Here is a 14,441-nt window from a genome sequence, read left to right on the forward strand (position 1 = left end):
TGTCCGGCCATCCGAACGGTAGATGGGCCTTCGCCGCCGCCGCGGCGATCTGGCCCCATTTGCAAAGGATCCCGGCCACTGTCAGGGCCGCCGTCATGCATCTGGCGGGCGCAAGGATGTACGCGCCAGTCTCTATACGGCGGCGCTTTCCGCCCTGGGCAACAATGCGGAGATCCGCAATTTTGCAGCCAAGTTGAAGGCGCGCGGCAAGCCAACAAAAACGACCCTCACCGCCATCATGCGCAAACTGATCGTCATCATGAATACCGTGCTCAAAGAGCGGCAGGCGTCAAATCACTGCTGTGCGGCAAAACCGCGGCTGCGGCCGTTCGCAGCGATGCACATGATCTGGTAAGGAGCGCAGACAAACCTGTCAGTGGCTATCAGATCTGGTCGTGTAAGCTGTTGGGAAATGAAGGCTGCATTGCCCGCCCCTTATCTTACCGGCATCTTGTTGGCCTATGGCGTATTCATGATTGCCATGGGCAAGATCACGAAGCAGGGTGATCGCTGCATTCGCAAGCTGTTGGCCGTAGGGATGGCAACGCGCGCTGTGATGGCGAAACGTTCGCCAGAAAAGGCCGGTCTGTGGACCGCGAAGATCATCGCAGACAAACCATTCCGACTGGCAACAACAGCAATGGCCAACAAGGCCGCTCGGGCCGTCTCGGCGATGCTCACGAAGAAACAGGAATACCGGCAGCCTGCGTTCTGACCGCGCCGGCTGCGTACGAGATGCAAGACGTCGAAGTGATGATGCGGAATTAAGACAACCAAGTGCAAGGTGCGGATACGCCCGGTAATCCCGATGCATTGGTTCTGGAGATGCATCGTTGTTGCCAGTTTTCTGTATCTGATCCGAAGGCGGGTCGAACAGTGCATTAACAAACTCAAGAACATCCGCAGGATCGCAACCCGCTGGAGTAGGAAAGCCGAGAGCTTTCTGAAGGTCGTCGGCGTCACTTCAATCCTGGTCTGGCTGCGGCCTTTGCCGACATGACCTTGCTGCCAGCGGGAGCCTTACCCGGACCTGTGCTTGGGACATGTTATGAAAATTATTGCGCAGCCAGAGATCCCATGCTGAGCTATGGTTTCCGAGAGCGTGCTGAGACCGCAAGACACTGTCCGTGCGCCCGGCTTGGTGACATCCACAGCTATCGTGACAGGCGTGGCGGGAGGCATGCCTTGGCGGAGCAACCCGTCGCGGACCCGGGGGGCCTGTCCGACCGACATATAAAAGACAATTGTGGTTCCGGGCTTTGCATACCGGGCGCAGTCGGGCAGAGGGTCTCCGGCCCTGCATCTGGCGGTGGTCAGCACAAGCGTGTCCGACACGCCACGTTCAGTCAGCGGCAGGCCCGTCTGCGCCGCGGCAGCGCAGGCGGCGGTCACGCCGGGTATGATTTCCGTTGCAATTCCGGCCGCGCGGGCGGCGGCCAGTTCTTCGGCAGCACGGCCAAAGATGCCGGGATCCCCCGATTTCAGGCGCACGACACGCCGGCCCTTCAGTGCCTCTGCCACAATGACCGCGTTGATCCTGTCCTGCGGCCAGGCGTGGGCGCCGACGTGTTTGCCAACAAAGACCCGTTTGACCGCAGACGGGACCAGTTCCAGGACCTCCTCATCAACCAGGCGGTCGTAGAAAACCGTGTCGGCCTGCTGCAGCCGTTGCATCGCGCGCAGCGTCAGCAGGTCGCGTGCGCCGGGGCCTGCGCCGACCAGGGCAAGCGTGCCCGGTGCGGTTTGATTTGCCGGAGAATCTGTCATTCGGAACCGTCCTGTTCTGCGGCTTGCCGGATCGGGCGCCGTGCCAGCAAGTCAGCAATGTCAGGGCGGCAGGAGCCGCAGTTTGTGCCCGCCTGCAAGGCGGCGCCGATGTCTGCAACGCTCATCAGCCCGCCGTATTCAATGGCGTGCAGAATGGTGTTGGCCCCGACACTGAAGCAGGCGCAAACCACCGGGCCGGGGTCGGGCTGGTCCGCTGCGGGACGGCCGGTCAGCACGCCTGCCGCGCCGGTTCCCGGCAGGCCGGCCAGGTAATCCCGGCTGACCGCCACCGGTTCCGGCGCGGTGAACAATGCGGCCATGACCTTGCCATCCTGAATCAGGGCCAGCCGGGCAATGCCCTTGCACCTGTCTGTCATCATTTGCACTTCGGCCTCTGGAAGGGCGAACAGGTCCCGCGCGGCGGCCTCCGGTTCCGCAAGGGAGGCCAGCCCGGCGAGTTCTGCACGGTACCCGGCTTTGGTGCGTGCCATGGCCCAGTAGTCCGCCAACGGCGTCATCGGCAGGCGCGAGACTGCAAACCCGTACCAAGCTGGCTGCCAGCGTTCCGCCGCAACAACCGTGGCCTTGCTTTCGGGCTGTCCCGAAACCGGATCGACGGCGGCGGCGACAAGTCTGTCAATACGCGCAGCGGGGGCGGTTTCGCCGGTCCAGTGGATCGGCACGAACAGATCGCCGGGCTGCACATCTGCCGTGATCCGGGCGCGCAGGATGGCCTGCCCATGCGGGCTGCTGAGGCGCAGCAGATCCGCAGGTTTCACCCCAAGCGCCCGGGCGTCCTGCGGATGGATGTCGGCAAAGGGCTCTGCCAGGTGGCCCGACAGGCGCGGCGCCAGCGCGGTGCGGGTCATCGTGTGCCACTGGTCCCGGATGCGGCCGCTGTTCAGGCGGAACGGGTAGCGGCGGCTCTGTGCGGCCGCCGGAGGGCAGCAGCGGACCGGCAGCATGCGGGCCTTGCCGTCCGGGTGAAAGAACTGCCCGTCTGCAAAGAAACGGCCGCCCTGGCGGCTGCGGTTGACCGGCCAGCGCTGCGGGAGCAGATCGTCGTAGTCCTCGCCGGAGATCGCGGCGAGACCGGAGATGTCGAAGTCCAGCCCGAAGCTGCCGGCCAGGCCGGACAGCGCTGCGTGCTCGCGGAAGATCTCTGCTGGTGTCTGATAGCCGAACGCCGCGCCCCAGCCAATGCGCCTGCCTGCGTCTGCCAGAATGTCCCAGTCGGCGCGGGCCTGGCCGGGCGGCGGCAGAACGGCACGCTGGCGGCTGATTGTGCGGTCCGAATTGGTGACAGTGCCGTCCTTTTCCGCCCAGGCAGCGGCGGGCAGCAGCACATCCGCCAGCCGGGCGGTGTCGGTTGCGGCGGTGATATCGCTGACCACGGTGAAATCGCAGGCTTTGATGGCGGCGGAGACGGCATCGGCCTCCGGCATGGTGACGGCGGGATTTGTGTGGATGATCCAGAGCGCCTTGAGCCGCCCGTCGCCTGCGGCGCGGAACAGGTCGACAGCCTTCAGGCCCGCCCGGTCCGGCATCGCGGGAGCGCCCCAGAACTCCTGCACAGCCGCGCGGTGGTTTTCATTTTCCAGATCCATGTGGCAGGCCAGCATATTGGCCAGCCCGCCCACTTCGCGCCCGCCCATGGCGTTGGGCTGGCCGGTCACCGAAAACGGCCCGCTGCCGGGCTTGCCGATCCGGCCGGCGGCCAGATGGCAGTTCAGGATCGCATTCACCTTGTCTGTCCCGGACGTGGACTGGTTCACCCCCTGGCTGAAGATGGTCACCACCTTTTCCGTGCGCATCCAAAGGTTGCAGAACCCGGCGATTTCAGCCTCCGACAGCCCGGTGACAGAAGCATCATCCGCAATGGCCGCGTCCAGTGCCTCGTCCAGCCCATTCACATTCCTTAGATAGCCCGCATCCAGCGCCCCGCCTTCGTGAAGCGCCACCAGCAGGCGGTTGAACAGCGCCACATCGCTGCCGGCCCGCAGATTCAGATGCATGTCGGCCTGGTCGCAGCTGGCAGTGCGGCGCGGGTCGATCACCACCAGCTTGGTGCCGCGTGCCTCGCGCGCGGCAAGGATGCGCTGGTGCAGCACCGGGTGGCACCAGGCGAGGTTGGAGCCGACCAGCACGATCAGATCCGCTTCCTCCAGATCGTCATAGGTGCCCGGTACCGTGTCGGAGCCGAAGGCGCGTTTGTGACCGGCCACGGTGGAGGCCATGCAGAGCCGCGAGTTGGTGTCGATATTGGCGGAACCAAGAAAGCCCTTCATCAGTTTGTTGGCGACATAATAGTCTTCGGTCAGCATCTGGCCGGAGAGGTAGAAACCGACGCTGTCCGGGCCGTGCTTTTCCACGGCCTGCCGGAACTTGGCGGCAACCAGATCAAGCGCGCTGTCCCAATCGGTGTCCTGCCCGTTCACCCGCGGCGCCAGCAGGCGGCCTTCCGGCACCACGGTTTCCCCCAGCGCCAGCCCCTTTGAGCAGAGCCGCCCGCGGTTGGCCGGGTGATCCGGGTCGCCGCGCACCGTCAGCCCGCCCATGCCGTCCGGGCGCAGCAGCACGCCGCATCCAGTGCCGCAATAGGGGCAGGTGGAGTGGGTTTCCTTGCAGCCGGCGCCCGCCATCACGCCGCGCTCCGCTTGCCGACGGCAGCACCGTCGATCAGCAGGCGGCCGGCCTCGACGCGCAGCGGATAGGTCTCGATCCGGCCCGCGTCGGCGCCCTGCGCTACGCCGGTGTTGAGGTCGAACACCCAGTTGTGCAGCGGGCAAGTCACGCTTTGCCCATGCACGATGCCTTCGGACAGCGGGCCGCCTTTGTGCGGGCAGCGGTCGTCGGCAGCAAGGACCTCCTCCTCGCCTGTGCGGAACAGGGCGACGCAGCCGACGGGTGTTTTCACCACCCGCGCGCCGTGGAGGGGGATGTCGCTGATGTGGCCGATGTCGATCCAGCTCATTCCGCAGCCTCCAGTGTGAGATTGGCAAGGGGGGCGTATTGCGCCCGAGTGGTGCTGTTCTGTGCGTGTTCGGCCCAGGGGTCCTTGCGGTAGATTGATTGCGACAGCGTAAACCGGTCTGCCAGCGCCCTGCGGTTCTCCGCGTCCTCGACGATCTGTTCCTTGACCCAGTCAAGGCCGACCTTGTCCAGCCATTTGTAGATCCGGTCCAGGTACTTGGCATTCTCGCGGTAGATCTGGGTCATCGCCGAGATCACTTCCATCGCCTCGTCCTCGCTGTTCACCTTGCACAGCAGTTCGGTGCCCTTGATCTCCATGCCCGCAGCGCCGCCCACGTGGATCTCATAGCCGCTGTCGACGCAGACCACGCCGATGTCCTTGCAGGTCGCCTCGGCGCAGTTGCGCGGGCAGCCGGAGACCGCGAGTTTCAGCTTGTGCGGCGTCCAGGAGCCCCACAGGTGTTTTTCCAGCTTGATGCCAAGGCCGGTGCTGTCCTGCGTGCCAAAGCGGCAATGGTCGGTGCCGACGCAGGTCTTCACCGTGCGCAGCCCCTTGGAATAGGCATGGCCCGAGACCAGCCCGGCACGGTTCAGATCAGACCAGATGCCGGGCAGATCCTCGCCCTTCACGCCCAGCAGGTCGATGCGCTGCCCGCCGGTCACCTTGACCGTCGGCACTGCGTATTTGTCGGCAGCATCGGCAATGGCGCGCAGCTCCTCCGGGGTGGTGATGCCGCCCCACATTCGCGGCACCACGGAGAAGGTGCCGTCCTTCTGGATGTTGGCGTGCTTGCGCTCGTTGACAAAGCGGCTCTGCGGGTCGTCGCGGTATTCCAGCGGCCAGTCGGCCAGCAGGTAGTAGTTCACTGCCGGGCGGCAGCTGTGGCAGCCGTTGGGGGTGGTCCAGCCCAGTTCCTGCCAGACTGCGGCCTGGCTTTTCAGCTCCTGCGACTTGATCAGACGACGGACGTCCTCGTGGGGGTGGGAGGTGCAGCCGCAAATGGGCTGGGCCAAGGGGGCGGCGTAACCGTCGCCCAGCGTCACCGACAACAGCTGTTCCACCAGCCCGGTGCAGGTGCCGCAGGAAGCGCTGGCCTTAGTCTGTGCGCGGATTGCGCCCAGATCGGTGGCGCCGCCTTCGATGGCGCTGGTGATCTGCCCCTTGCATACGCCGTTGCAGCCGCAAATCTCCGCCTCAGGCGGCAATGCTGCAACGGCTGACAGAGGGTCCGCGGAGGCGCCCCCTTGAAAGGCCGGGCCGAAGATCAGCGTCTCGCGCATCCCGGAGATGTTCGTACCGCCCTGGATCAGCCCGAAGAACCAGCTGCCGTCGGCGGTGTCGCCGTACATCACGGCACCAACCAGCCGGTCGTCCTCGATCACCAGCCGCTTGTAAATGCCGCGGGCCGGGTCGCGGAAGACGATATCCTCGCGCCCATCGCCCTCGGCGAAATCCCCGGCGCTGAACAGGTCGCAGCCGGTGACCTTGAGCTTGGTGGCCAGCTCCTTGACGACGAACGCATTCGGGTGGCCAAGCAGGCTGTCCACCAGCACTTTGGCCTGATCGTAAAGCGGTGCCACAAGGCCGAACAGGTGGCCGTCGAACTCCACGCATTCGCCCACTGCATAGATGTCCGGGTCGGAGGTCTGCATCTGCGCGTTCACCTCGATGCCGCGGGCCACATTCAGATGCGCGTCATTGGCCAGCCGGGTTTCCGGGCGGATGCCGACCGCCATCACCACCAGATCGGCCCCCAGTGCCTCGCCGCTTTCCAAAAGCACCGCCCGGGCGCGGCCTTCGCCCAGGATCGCCTTGGTCGAAGCCTGGGTTTTCACGGTGATGCCGCGGGCCTCCAGATCCTTGCGCAAGAGATAGCCCGCCGCCTCGTCAAGCTGACGCTCCATCAGATGGCCCATCAGGTGCAGCACGGTCACTTCCATGCCGCGCTCCTTGAGGCCCGCTGCCGCTTCCAGACCCAAAAGGCCGCCGCCGATCACCACCGCCTTGCCGCCTTTCTCTGCCGCGCCGATCATCGCGTTGGTGTCGTCCAGATCGCGGTAGGTGATCACCCCTGGCAGGTCATGGCCCGGCACCGGAATGATGAAGGGTGCAGAGCCGGTAGCAATAATCAGCTTGTCGTACGGAACATGCCCGTTCTCTCCTTCGACCACTTTCAACTCGCGGTCGATATTCACCACATGCTCGCCAAACCGGCAGGTCACGCCGTTCTGCGCGTACCAGTCATCCGAGTGGGTGACGATCTCCTCATAGGTCTTGTCGCCCGACAGCACCGGACTCAGCATGATCCGGTTGTAATTGCCGCGCGGCTCGGCGTTGAAAAGGGTGATATCGTAGGCGCTGGGGCCGGCATCGAGCAATTGTTCGATCACCCGGCCCGAGGCCATGCCGGCCCCGATGATGACGAGTTTCTGGGTCATGTCTTTACTCCGCTGCAATCTGGTTTGCGGCTGCCTTGGGCTTGGGTTTCGCCCCGTGCTCGTAGTCTTCTAGGAAATCGAGCACCTCCTGCCGGAAGGTGTAGTAATCCGGGTGCTCCAGCAGCGCCTTGCGGGTGCGGGGGCGGGGCAGGCCGACGTCGGTGATCTTGCCGATGGTGGCCTGGGGGCCGTTGGTCATCATCACCACCCGGTCAGCGAGCAGGATCGCCTCGTCCACGTCGTGGGTGACGCAGATCGCGGTGACCTTGGTGCGGGACCACACCTCCATCAGCACCTCTTGCAGCTCCCAGCGGGTCAGGCTGTCGAGCATGCCAAAGGGTTCATCGAGCAGCAGCAGCTTGGGCGACAGCGCAAAGGCGCGGGCGATGCCGACCCGCTGCTGCATGCCGTTCGACATGGCGTTTGCGGGTTTGTCCATCGCATCACCCAGGCCGACGCGCTCCAGATAGTATTCCACCACTTCCTGCCGCTCGGCCTGGCTGGCCTTGGGATAGACCTTGTCGACCCCGATGGCGCAGTTCTCCCGCGCGGTCAGCCAGGGGAACAGGTTTGGCGACTGGAACACCACGGCGCGCTCCGGGTTGGCCCCTTCGACGTGTTTGCGGTCGAGCTTGATCGCGCCCTTGGAAATCGGATTGAGTCCCGCCGCCATGGTCAGAACCGTGGACTTGCCGCAGCCCGAATGGCCGATCAGCGAGATGAATTCGCCCTTGTTGATCTTGATGTTGAAATCCTCGACCACGGTCAGCGGCCCCTTTGGCGTGGGGTAGATCTTGTGCAGCTGCGAGAATTCCAGAAAGCGTTCTTTGGTCAGCGACTTAGATGCCTCGGCCACTGCCGCAGGCAGCCCGTGGACCGGAATGACATCCGGCAGGGTTCTGGTGCTTTTGATTTTGGCCTCGATCCCTGCATCCATCAGGCAGGAGGTCACTTCCCTCCGCAGGCGCTTGAAGGTCTCGTCGCTGTTCATGGCGGACCGCTCGCGCGGGCGCGGAATGGAAACCTTGAAGGCCGCCTCAAGCGTGCCGTCGGGGTTCAGCGCGATGATGCGGTCGGCCAGCAGGATGGCTTCGTCCACGTCATTGGTGATCAGCACGCAGGTTTTTTTGTCCGCCTGCCAGATCATCTCGATCTCATCCGCCAGGTTTGCGCGGGTCAGCGCATCCAGGGCTGACAGCGGCTCATCCAGCAGCAGCACCTCAGGGTCCATTGCCAGCGCCCGCGCCACATTGACCCGCTGGCGCATCCCCCCCGACAGTTCCGCCGGGCGGCGGTTTGCAGCGTGGCCCAGGCCGACCATTTTCACGTAGTGGTCCACCTTGGCCTGTTTTTCCGCCCTTGCCATACCGGGAAAGACCGTGTCGACCGCAAGCGCGACATTGCCGGTCACCGTCAGCCAGGGCATCAGCGAATAGTTCTGGAAGATCACGCCGCGTTCGGGTCCGGGTCCGGAGATGCATTTGCCCCTGAAGGTGACAGTGCCCTGCGACGGCGTTTCCAGCCCCGCCATCAGGTTGATCAGCGTGGTCTTGCCAGTACCGGAGAAGCCCAGCAGGACAAGAAACTCGCCCTCCTCAACCTCCAGGCCGATATTGTTCAGGACATCGGTGCGGGCGGTGCCTTCACCAAAGCTTTTGGAGACATTTTTGAACTCAAGAACGCTCATGGCGAATCACCTGTTGTTCGAAAAGGTAAAGAGCGACTGCAGCGCGTACATCACCCGGTCCAGCAGGAAGCCGATGATGCCGATAGTCAGCACTGCGACGATGATCTTGGCCAGCGACTGGCTGGAGCCGTTCTGGAATTCGTCCCAGACGAATTTGCCAAGCCCGGGGTTCTGCGCCAGCATTTCGGCCGCGATCAGCACCATCCAGCCGACCCCCAGCGACAGCCGCAGGCCGGTGAAGATCAGCGGCAGGGCCGAGGGCAGCACCAGCTTGGTGATCTTGGTCCAGGTGTTCATTTTCAGAACCTTGGAGACATTCACCAAGTCTTTGTCGATGGAGGCCACTCCCAGCGCGGTATTGATCAGTGTTGGCCACAGCGAACACAGCGTCACGGTGATGGCGGAGACCAGGAACGACTTGGCAAACAGCCCGTCGTTGGTGGCGTACAGCGCCGAGACGATCATGGTGACGATCGGCAGCCAGGCCAAAGGCGATACCGGCTTGAAGACCTGCACCAAGGGGCTGATGGCCGAATTGGCCACCGGCGACAGACCAGCCAGGATTCCCAGTGGAATCGCCACAGCAGAGGCGATCAGGAAGCCGAAGAACACGGTCTGGATCGAGGTCCAGATCTGCTGATAGTAGGACGGCGCGCCGGTATAGGGGATGTCCTTGACCCGTTCCGGCTGGCCGCGGTCGGTAAAGCGTTGATTGCGGGCCTCCACCTTCTTGTAGTGGGCCAGTTTCTTGGCGGCTTTGGCCTGCGCATCCCTGTGCAGGTTCACGGCTTCAGTCCAGACAGCGGCAGGGCCGGGGACCGCCCCCAGCGAAGTTTGTACTTTGGGGGCGATCGCGGCCCAGAGCAGGAGAAAGGCCGCAATCGCGATGACGGGAACCGCCAACAGGCGCCAGATTTCCTTCATCTGCGCCTTGGGGTTGTCTCCTGCAGCGGCTTTCAGAACCGGGGTGATCCAGGCCAGGCCAAAAACCTGAAACCAGGCGTCCAGCTTGTTGATCCGGGTAAACAGCCGCGCGCGGCGGGCCTCGGAGCTGAGCGTGTCGGGGTCGATGGTGGTCATGGTGGGATCCTTTTCGAGGAATACTGCGGCAGGGCGGCGGCGGCCTTGGCTTGCCGCGCCGCGCACCCGTCCGGGCTCAGCCTTGAACGGCGCCGCCGGCGACGGTCTGGCCGGCCTTCAGGCCGATCGGCAGGCTGTCGATGTAGGCGTTGGGGGTTTTGCCATCAAAGGGGATGCCGTCGATGATGTCCTCTGCCGGGGTCGGGGCCTTGTATCCGTCACTGTCCCAGGGAAAGTCCGCAGCATCGGCAAGCCCGTCATCCACCAGCATTTTTGCCGCTTCCAGGTAGATCCCGGGCTTGTAGACCGAGCGCGCGACTTCATCATACCAGCTGTCGGGTTTGGGCTCGGCGATCTGGCCCCAGCGGCGCATCTGGGTCAGATACCAGACCGCGTCCGAATAGAACGGATAGGTGGCATTGTAGCGGAAAAACACGTTGAAATCCGGCACCGCGCGCGTGTCACCCGGTTCGTATTCAAAGGTGCCCGTCATCGAATTGGCGATCACCTCCGGGTCGGCACCGACGTAATCCGGGCGCGACAGGATCTCGACCGCTTCCGCACGGTTGGCGTTATCGTTTTCATCCAGCCACTGGGCCGCGCGGATCAGCGCCTTGACTACGGCGCGGGTGGTGTTGGGGTTTTCCTCGGCAAACTCTGCGGTGATCCCGAACACCTTTTCCGGGTTGTTTTTCCAGATCTCGTAATCGGTGATGACCGGTACGCCGATGCCCTTGAACACGGCCTGCTGGTTCCACGGCTCCCCCACGCAGTAGCCGGAGATGGTGCCCGCCTCCAATGTGGCAGGCATCTGCGGCGGCGGTGTCACCGACAGGAACGCCTCGGCGCCGATCTGGCCGGTTACGTTTTCGGGCGAGTAGTAGCCGGGGTTTATACCGCCAGCCGCCAGCCAGTAGCGCAGTTCATAGTTATGGGTGGAGACCGGGAACACCATGCCCATGTTGAACGGCTTGCCCTTGGCGTTGAAATCCTCGATCACCGGCTTCAGATAGGCGGCGGAAATCGGATGCGCGATCTGGCCGCCGGCGTCTGCCGGTAGGTTCGGCTTCATCATCTCCCAGACCTCGTTGGACAGGGTGATGCCGTTGCCGTTCAGATCCATCGAGAACGGGGCCACGATGCGGGCTTTGGTGCCATAACCGATGGTCGCGGCCAGCGGCTGGCCTGCCAGCATATGGGCGCCGTCCAGGGTGCCATCTATCACCCCGTCCAGCAGCACCTTCCAGTTCGCCTGCGCTTCGAGGGTCACAAACAGCCCCTCATCATCGAAGAACCCCTGCTCATAGGCTACCGCCAGCGGCGCCATGTCGGTGAGCTTGATGAAACCGAAGGTCAGAACGTCTTTTTCCAGGTCGGGCATGTCAGCCAGAGCCGGCCCGGTCAGCGCGGTTGTGGCCGTCAAGGCGAGGATCAGTTTCTTCATCGGGTCGGTTTCCTTTGTTTGCTGTGTCCGGCCCGAAGGCCGAATAAAAAAAGCCGCTGACACGCACCGCCGGGAGGAGTGGCGGTGGGTCGAGCGGCTTTGCTCAGTGAAACCCGGTCTTCGGGAAAATTCTCAGTCAGGCACCGTTGCCTGTCTGACCTCAGGCTGCCGGAGGAGGAGCAAGGCGGCAAAGATTTCTTTGCTCATGCAGCAAGAAATTCTGCGTTGCAGCATGATGATCCGGAAAGCTGCCTGCTTTTTCATCAGTCCGCGGCCTGGGGGTCAAAAACGCGGCCATCGAAGAACCGGTTCTGCAACAGGCTGACCGCTGCCGATTCTCCCGCTGCCAGCAGCAGGGCGCTGATTGCGCCTTCCAGTGTCAAAGGGGCGCCGGGCAAGCCGGCGCTGGTCCCGAGCAGGGCGTTGCGGTACAGATCGCTGCGAAGTACCTGCATGGCCTTTGCAAGTGCCGTCCCGCGGCCCAGGCTGCTGCTGACACCAATGACGGTGCCATTGACGGGCAGCACCGGCAGCGCGGACAAGGGCGCGCTGACGCTACCAAGGCCAAGCGCCGCAGCTATCGGCACCGGGGCGAGAATCTTGGCGGTGTCTACCTTGCCAAAGGCCAGCATATCCCGCAGCGACGGCCAGGAAGGCGCGCGGTGCAGCTCAAGCGTCAGCCATTGTTCGGCGGCAACGCCCAATTCCTGCGCGGCAATCAGCGGCGCCGGATCGGTCAGCGGGACATAGCCGGCAGGGATCCCCGTGTCGTGCTCATGCCATCAGCCCTGCTGCGGTGACCAGCGCCTGCGCCACGTCTGCGACGCGCTTGTTCTGGTTCATCGCGGTCTTGCGCAGCAGCGCATAGGCTTCATCTTCGCCGATGCCGCGGGCCTTCATGACGATGCCTTTGGCGCGGTCGATGACCTTGCGATCTTCCAGGGCGCGCTTGGCTTCGGCAAGCTCGGTGCGCATCCGCTGAAACAGCCGGAACCGGGCGATCGCGGCGTCCAGAACCGGCTTCAGCCGGGCGGGCTGCAGCCCGTCGACTACATAAGCCGAGACACCGGCCTCCACCGCGGCAGCAGACAGCCCGTCCTCGCTGCGATCGACAAACATGGCCACCGGACGTTCCTTGGGGCCGGATGCCAGCGTCAGTTCCTCCAGCACGCTGCGCGAGGGATTTGCAATATCGATGAGGACAACATCCGGGTCACGCACCTGTATCCGGCGTGCCAGGCCTGAAGGTTCCGAGATGACCTGAATGTCGAAATCCCCGGCTTCCCGCAGCCCGCCCACAATCATGAAGGCGCGTTCGCGGTCTGTTTCTACAACAACAATAGACAGGGCGTCGGGCATGCAGCAGAGCATGAAAAGGGCGGAAGATGTCTGTAAAGGTCACTGATGCGGCGCGATTTTCAGATAACGTGCTTACGCCGAAATTTTAAGCGAACAGCCTGAACCTTTGGCTTGGTAGAAAGAAACTGGCGGCAGCCAAACGTCGGACTAGGGGAGGCTGCTTGAAGTTCGCAGAGGGTGATATGTGCAGGTTCCTCGGACGCCACGTCGGCACGGCCCTGGGTCCGATGAAGGGGTCCTTGGCATACACGACCCAGTTAATCCGGCGCAGCGGTCGCAGAAACGCGTCGAAGGCCGCGCGATCCACAAGCCCGGCATGACCGCCGAAGACGTGTAGCTTCCCGGCGACGTGCGGCCGGGCCAGCCCTTCCAGTTGGGACAGTGCCTGTTCCGGCGAGAGTTGCAGGCATTGTATTCATCCCGCAGTCTTCACATCACGTGGCAGGGCCGCCGAGCGCCGCCGTGCGGCAGCGCTCGATGGCGCTCATCACCTTCAACTGGCCGAGGCTGATGCGGCCCCTGTTTGCTGCCCGGTACGCAGCACCACTGGCGCGGAAGATATCCGCGACCTCCAGCTTTGGCAGAGGCAACGCGGTCGATGATGCGCCTTTCTTGCGCTTCTTACTCTTCTTGCGCTTGGCCTGTGCCGAATCATCGAGCGGGCTCTCAACCTCCGAGATCTGCGCCCTCTCATCGATTGCTGGGCAATCGTCTGCCGGGCAGTAGATGACCCGGATGTCCACGCCGCGCTCCAGCAGATGTGTTGCGAAAGAATGGCGCAGCGTGCCAGAGGCGCGTCTTCGACACGACGTGCGCAGCGTCACAGGCTTGGTAATCCCCGCGGCCCGCGCCGCCTGCTTGAACAAACGCGAGTTCTGACGGGCAGACAGGTGCTTGCCGCCATAGCCGGGGAAAATGACCTGATCAGGCCCGGGCACGCCAGTGTCCTGACCGGTGGGACGTTCTTTCCACCAGTCCCGCAATAATCCCAGAATGCCGGCGGGCAGCATCACGTTGCGATCCTTGCGGCCCTTGGATTGCACGATGCGGATGATGTTTTGGGCGCCGTCGTGTCGAAGACGCGCCTCCGGCACGATATCGCCAACCTTCAGCCGGACGACCTCGCCCGCACGCAGGCGGCAGCCATAGGCCAGCGATTGCATCACACGCGCCTTCAAGCTTGGTGCCATGACCAGGATGCGCTTGACCTCGTTTCCGCTCAGCACCAGCTGCACCTTCACCGGCTCCTTGAGGCTGAAAACCTCCGCGTCCAGGTCATGCCGCCGCAGCGTCACCCGGAACAGAAACTTCACCCCGGTCATGGTCAGGTTGCGGGTGCAGATGCTGGTGCCGCTTTCCATCAGATGCCGCTGGAAGCCCCGCAAGTGGCTGGTTTGAGACGCTGGTCCCAGATTGCGCGCCGGTATACCGGCAATCATCCGGACGCGAAGGGGTGCCCTCGGTGTGGACTGCTGAACGGTCATGGGAAACCCTCTGTCAACCGAGGCAAAATCACCTCGGCCAACAGCACCCACCCGTCATCGAAATCCGCGAAGCAAATCCCGGTTTCCCGCAACGCCAGCCACAGGCGCCCATATCGCGGAGCGATTTAGTGCCTGGTGCCTAAAGCAGACTTGGGCGGGTTGCCTGTCTGCATGTACAGAGAACGTCAGGATTGTACCGGGTTGGGTA

12 protein-coding genes are annotated in these 14,441 nt (G+C 63.6%); 2 read left to right on the forward strand and 10 right to left on the reverse strand.

The window, feature by feature from the left end:
- Nucleotides 1-22 precede the first annotated feature (22 nt).
- Nucleotides 23-355 (forward strand): hypothetical protein, encoded by a 333-nt coding sequence (locus K3555_RS03115; RefSeq protein ID WP_260007349.1) that lies wholly within the window; start codon nt 23-25, stop codon nt 353-355.
- 57 nt (nt 356-412) lie between these two features.
- On the forward strand, nt 413-715 hold the full coding sequence (locus K3555_RS03120) for a hypothetical protein (protein ID WP_260007350.1): 303 nt from the start codon (nt 413-415) through the stop codon (nt 713-715).
- 305 nt (nt 716-1,020) lie between these two features.
- Here the strand turns inward: K3555_RS03120 and cobA are convergent, their stop codons facing one another.
- The 10 genes from cobA to K3555_RS03170 form a co-directional block, all read right to left on the reverse strand.
- On the reverse strand, nt 1,021-1,767 hold the full coding sequence (gene cobA, locus K3555_RS03125) for a uroporphyrinogen-III C-methyltransferase (protein ID WP_260007351.1): 747 nt from the start codon (nt 1,765-1,767) through the stop codon (nt 1,021-1,023).
- Complete coding sequence (locus K3555_RS03130; RefSeq protein WP_260007352.1) at nt 1,764-4,409, reverse strand: nitrate reductase; 2,646 nt, start codon at nt 4,407-4,409, stop codon at nt 1,764-1,766. Before K3555_RS03130 ends, cobA begins: the two co-directional genes overlap by 4 nt.
- Nucleotides 4,409-4,741, reverse strand: a complete 333-nt coding sequence (nirD, locus tag K3555_RS03135) for a nitrite reductase small subunit NirD (protein WP_260007353.1) — start codon at nt 4,739-4,741, stop codon at nt 4,409-4,411. The genes K3555_RS03130 and nirD overlap by 1 nt, the downstream gene beginning before the upstream one ends.
- Complete coding sequence (nirB, locus tag K3555_RS03140) at nt 4,738-7,179, reverse strand: nitrite reductase large subunit NirB (RefSeq protein WP_260007354.1); 2,442 nt, start codon at nt 7,177-7,179, stop codon at nt 4,738-4,740. The genes nirD and nirB overlap by 4 nt, the downstream gene beginning before the upstream one ends.
- A 4-nt stretch (nt 7,180-7,183) precedes the next feature.
- Nucleotides 7,184-8,866 carry an ABC transporter ATP-binding protein gene (locus K3555_RS03145; protein ID WP_260007355.1) on the reverse strand — a complete coding sequence of 561 codons (1,683 nt, stop codon included), beginning with the start codon at nt 8,864-8,866 and terminating at the stop codon, nt 7,184-7,186.
- 6 nt (nt 8,867-8,872) lie between these two features.
- A complete protein-coding gene (locus tag K3555_RS03150) occupies nt 8,873-9,946 on the reverse strand; it encodes an ABC transporter permease (RefSeq protein ID WP_260007356.1) in 1,074 nt (357 codons plus the stop codon).
- Between the two features lie 76 nt (nt 9,947-10,022).
- On the reverse strand, nt 10,023-11,390 hold the full coding sequence (locus K3555_RS03155) for a CmpA/NrtA family ABC transporter substrate-binding protein (protein ID WP_260007357.1): 1,368 nt from the start codon (nt 11,388-11,390) through the stop codon (nt 10,023-10,025).
- Nucleotides 11,391-11,653: 263 nt separating this feature from the next.
- Entirely contained in the window at nt 11,654-12,151 is a 498-nt protein-coding gene (locus tag K3555_RS03160; protein WP_409201689.1) for an ABC transporter substrate-binding protein, read from the reverse strand.
- Between the two features lie 13 nt (nt 12,152-12,164).
- Nucleotides 12,165-12,749 carry an ANTAR domain-containing response regulator gene (locus K3555_RS03165; RefSeq protein WP_260007359.1) on the reverse strand — a complete coding sequence of 195 codons (585 nt, stop codon included), beginning with the start codon at nt 12,747-12,749 and terminating at the stop codon, nt 12,165-12,167.
- 434 nt (nt 12,750-13,183) lie between these two features.
- Entirely contained in the window at nt 13,184-14,110 is a 927-nt protein-coding gene (locus K3555_RS03170; RefSeq protein ID WP_260007360.1) for a tyrosine-type recombinase/integrase, read from the reverse strand.
- Between the last annotated feature and the right edge of the window lie 331 nt (nt 14,111-14,441).

This window comes from Leisingera sp. M527 (assembly GCF_025141525.1).
Lineage (GTDB): Bacteria > Pseudomonadota > Alphaproteobacteria > Rhodobacterales > Rhodobacteraceae > Leisingera.

Excerpts from the sequence above, each read along its gene's own strand:
- K3555_RS03150 (WP_260007356.1), bottom strand. The coding sequence starts at position 9,946 with ATGACCACCATCGACCCCGACACGCTCAGCTCCGAGGCCCGCCGCGCG.
- nirD (WP_260007353.1), bottom strand. The coding sequence starts at position 4,741 with ATGAGCTGGATCGACATCGGCCACATCAGCGACATCCCCCTCCACGGC.
- nirB (WP_260007354.1), bottom strand. The coding sequence starts at position 7,179 with ATGACCCAGAAACTCGTCATCATCGGGGCCGGCATGGCCTCGGGCCGG.
- K3555_RS03165 (WP_260007359.1), bottom strand. The coding sequence starts at position 12,749 with ATGCCCGACGCCCTGTCTATTGTTGTTGTAGAAACAGACCGCGAACGC.
- K3555_RS03120 (WP_260007350.1), top strand. The coding sequence starts at position 413 with ATGAAGGCTGCATTGCCCGCCCCTTATCTTACCGGCATCTTGTTGGCC.
- K3555_RS03155 (WP_260007357.1), bottom strand. The coding sequence starts at position 11,390 with ATGAAGAAACTGATCCTCGCCTTGACGGCCACAACCGCGCTGACCGGG.
- K3555_RS03145 (WP_260007355.1), bottom strand. The coding sequence starts at position 8,866 with ATGAGCGTTCTTGAGTTCAAAAATGTCTCCAAAAGCTTTGGTGAAGGC.
- cobA (WP_260007351.1), bottom strand. The coding sequence starts at position 1,767 with ATGACAGATTCTCCGGCAAATCAAACCGCACCGGGCACGCTTGCCCTG.
- K3555_RS03115 (WP_260007349.1), top strand. The coding sequence starts at position 23 with ATGGGCCTTCGCCGCCGCCGCGGCGATCTGGCCCCATTTGCAAAGGAT.
- K3555_RS03130 (WP_260007352.1), bottom strand. The coding sequence starts at position 4,409 with ATGGCGGGCGCCGGCTGCAAGGAAACCCACTCCACCTGCCCCTATTGC.
- K3555_RS03170 (WP_260007360.1), bottom strand. The coding sequence starts at position 14,110 with ATGGAAAGCGGCACCAGCATCTGCACCCGCAACCTGACCATGACCGGG.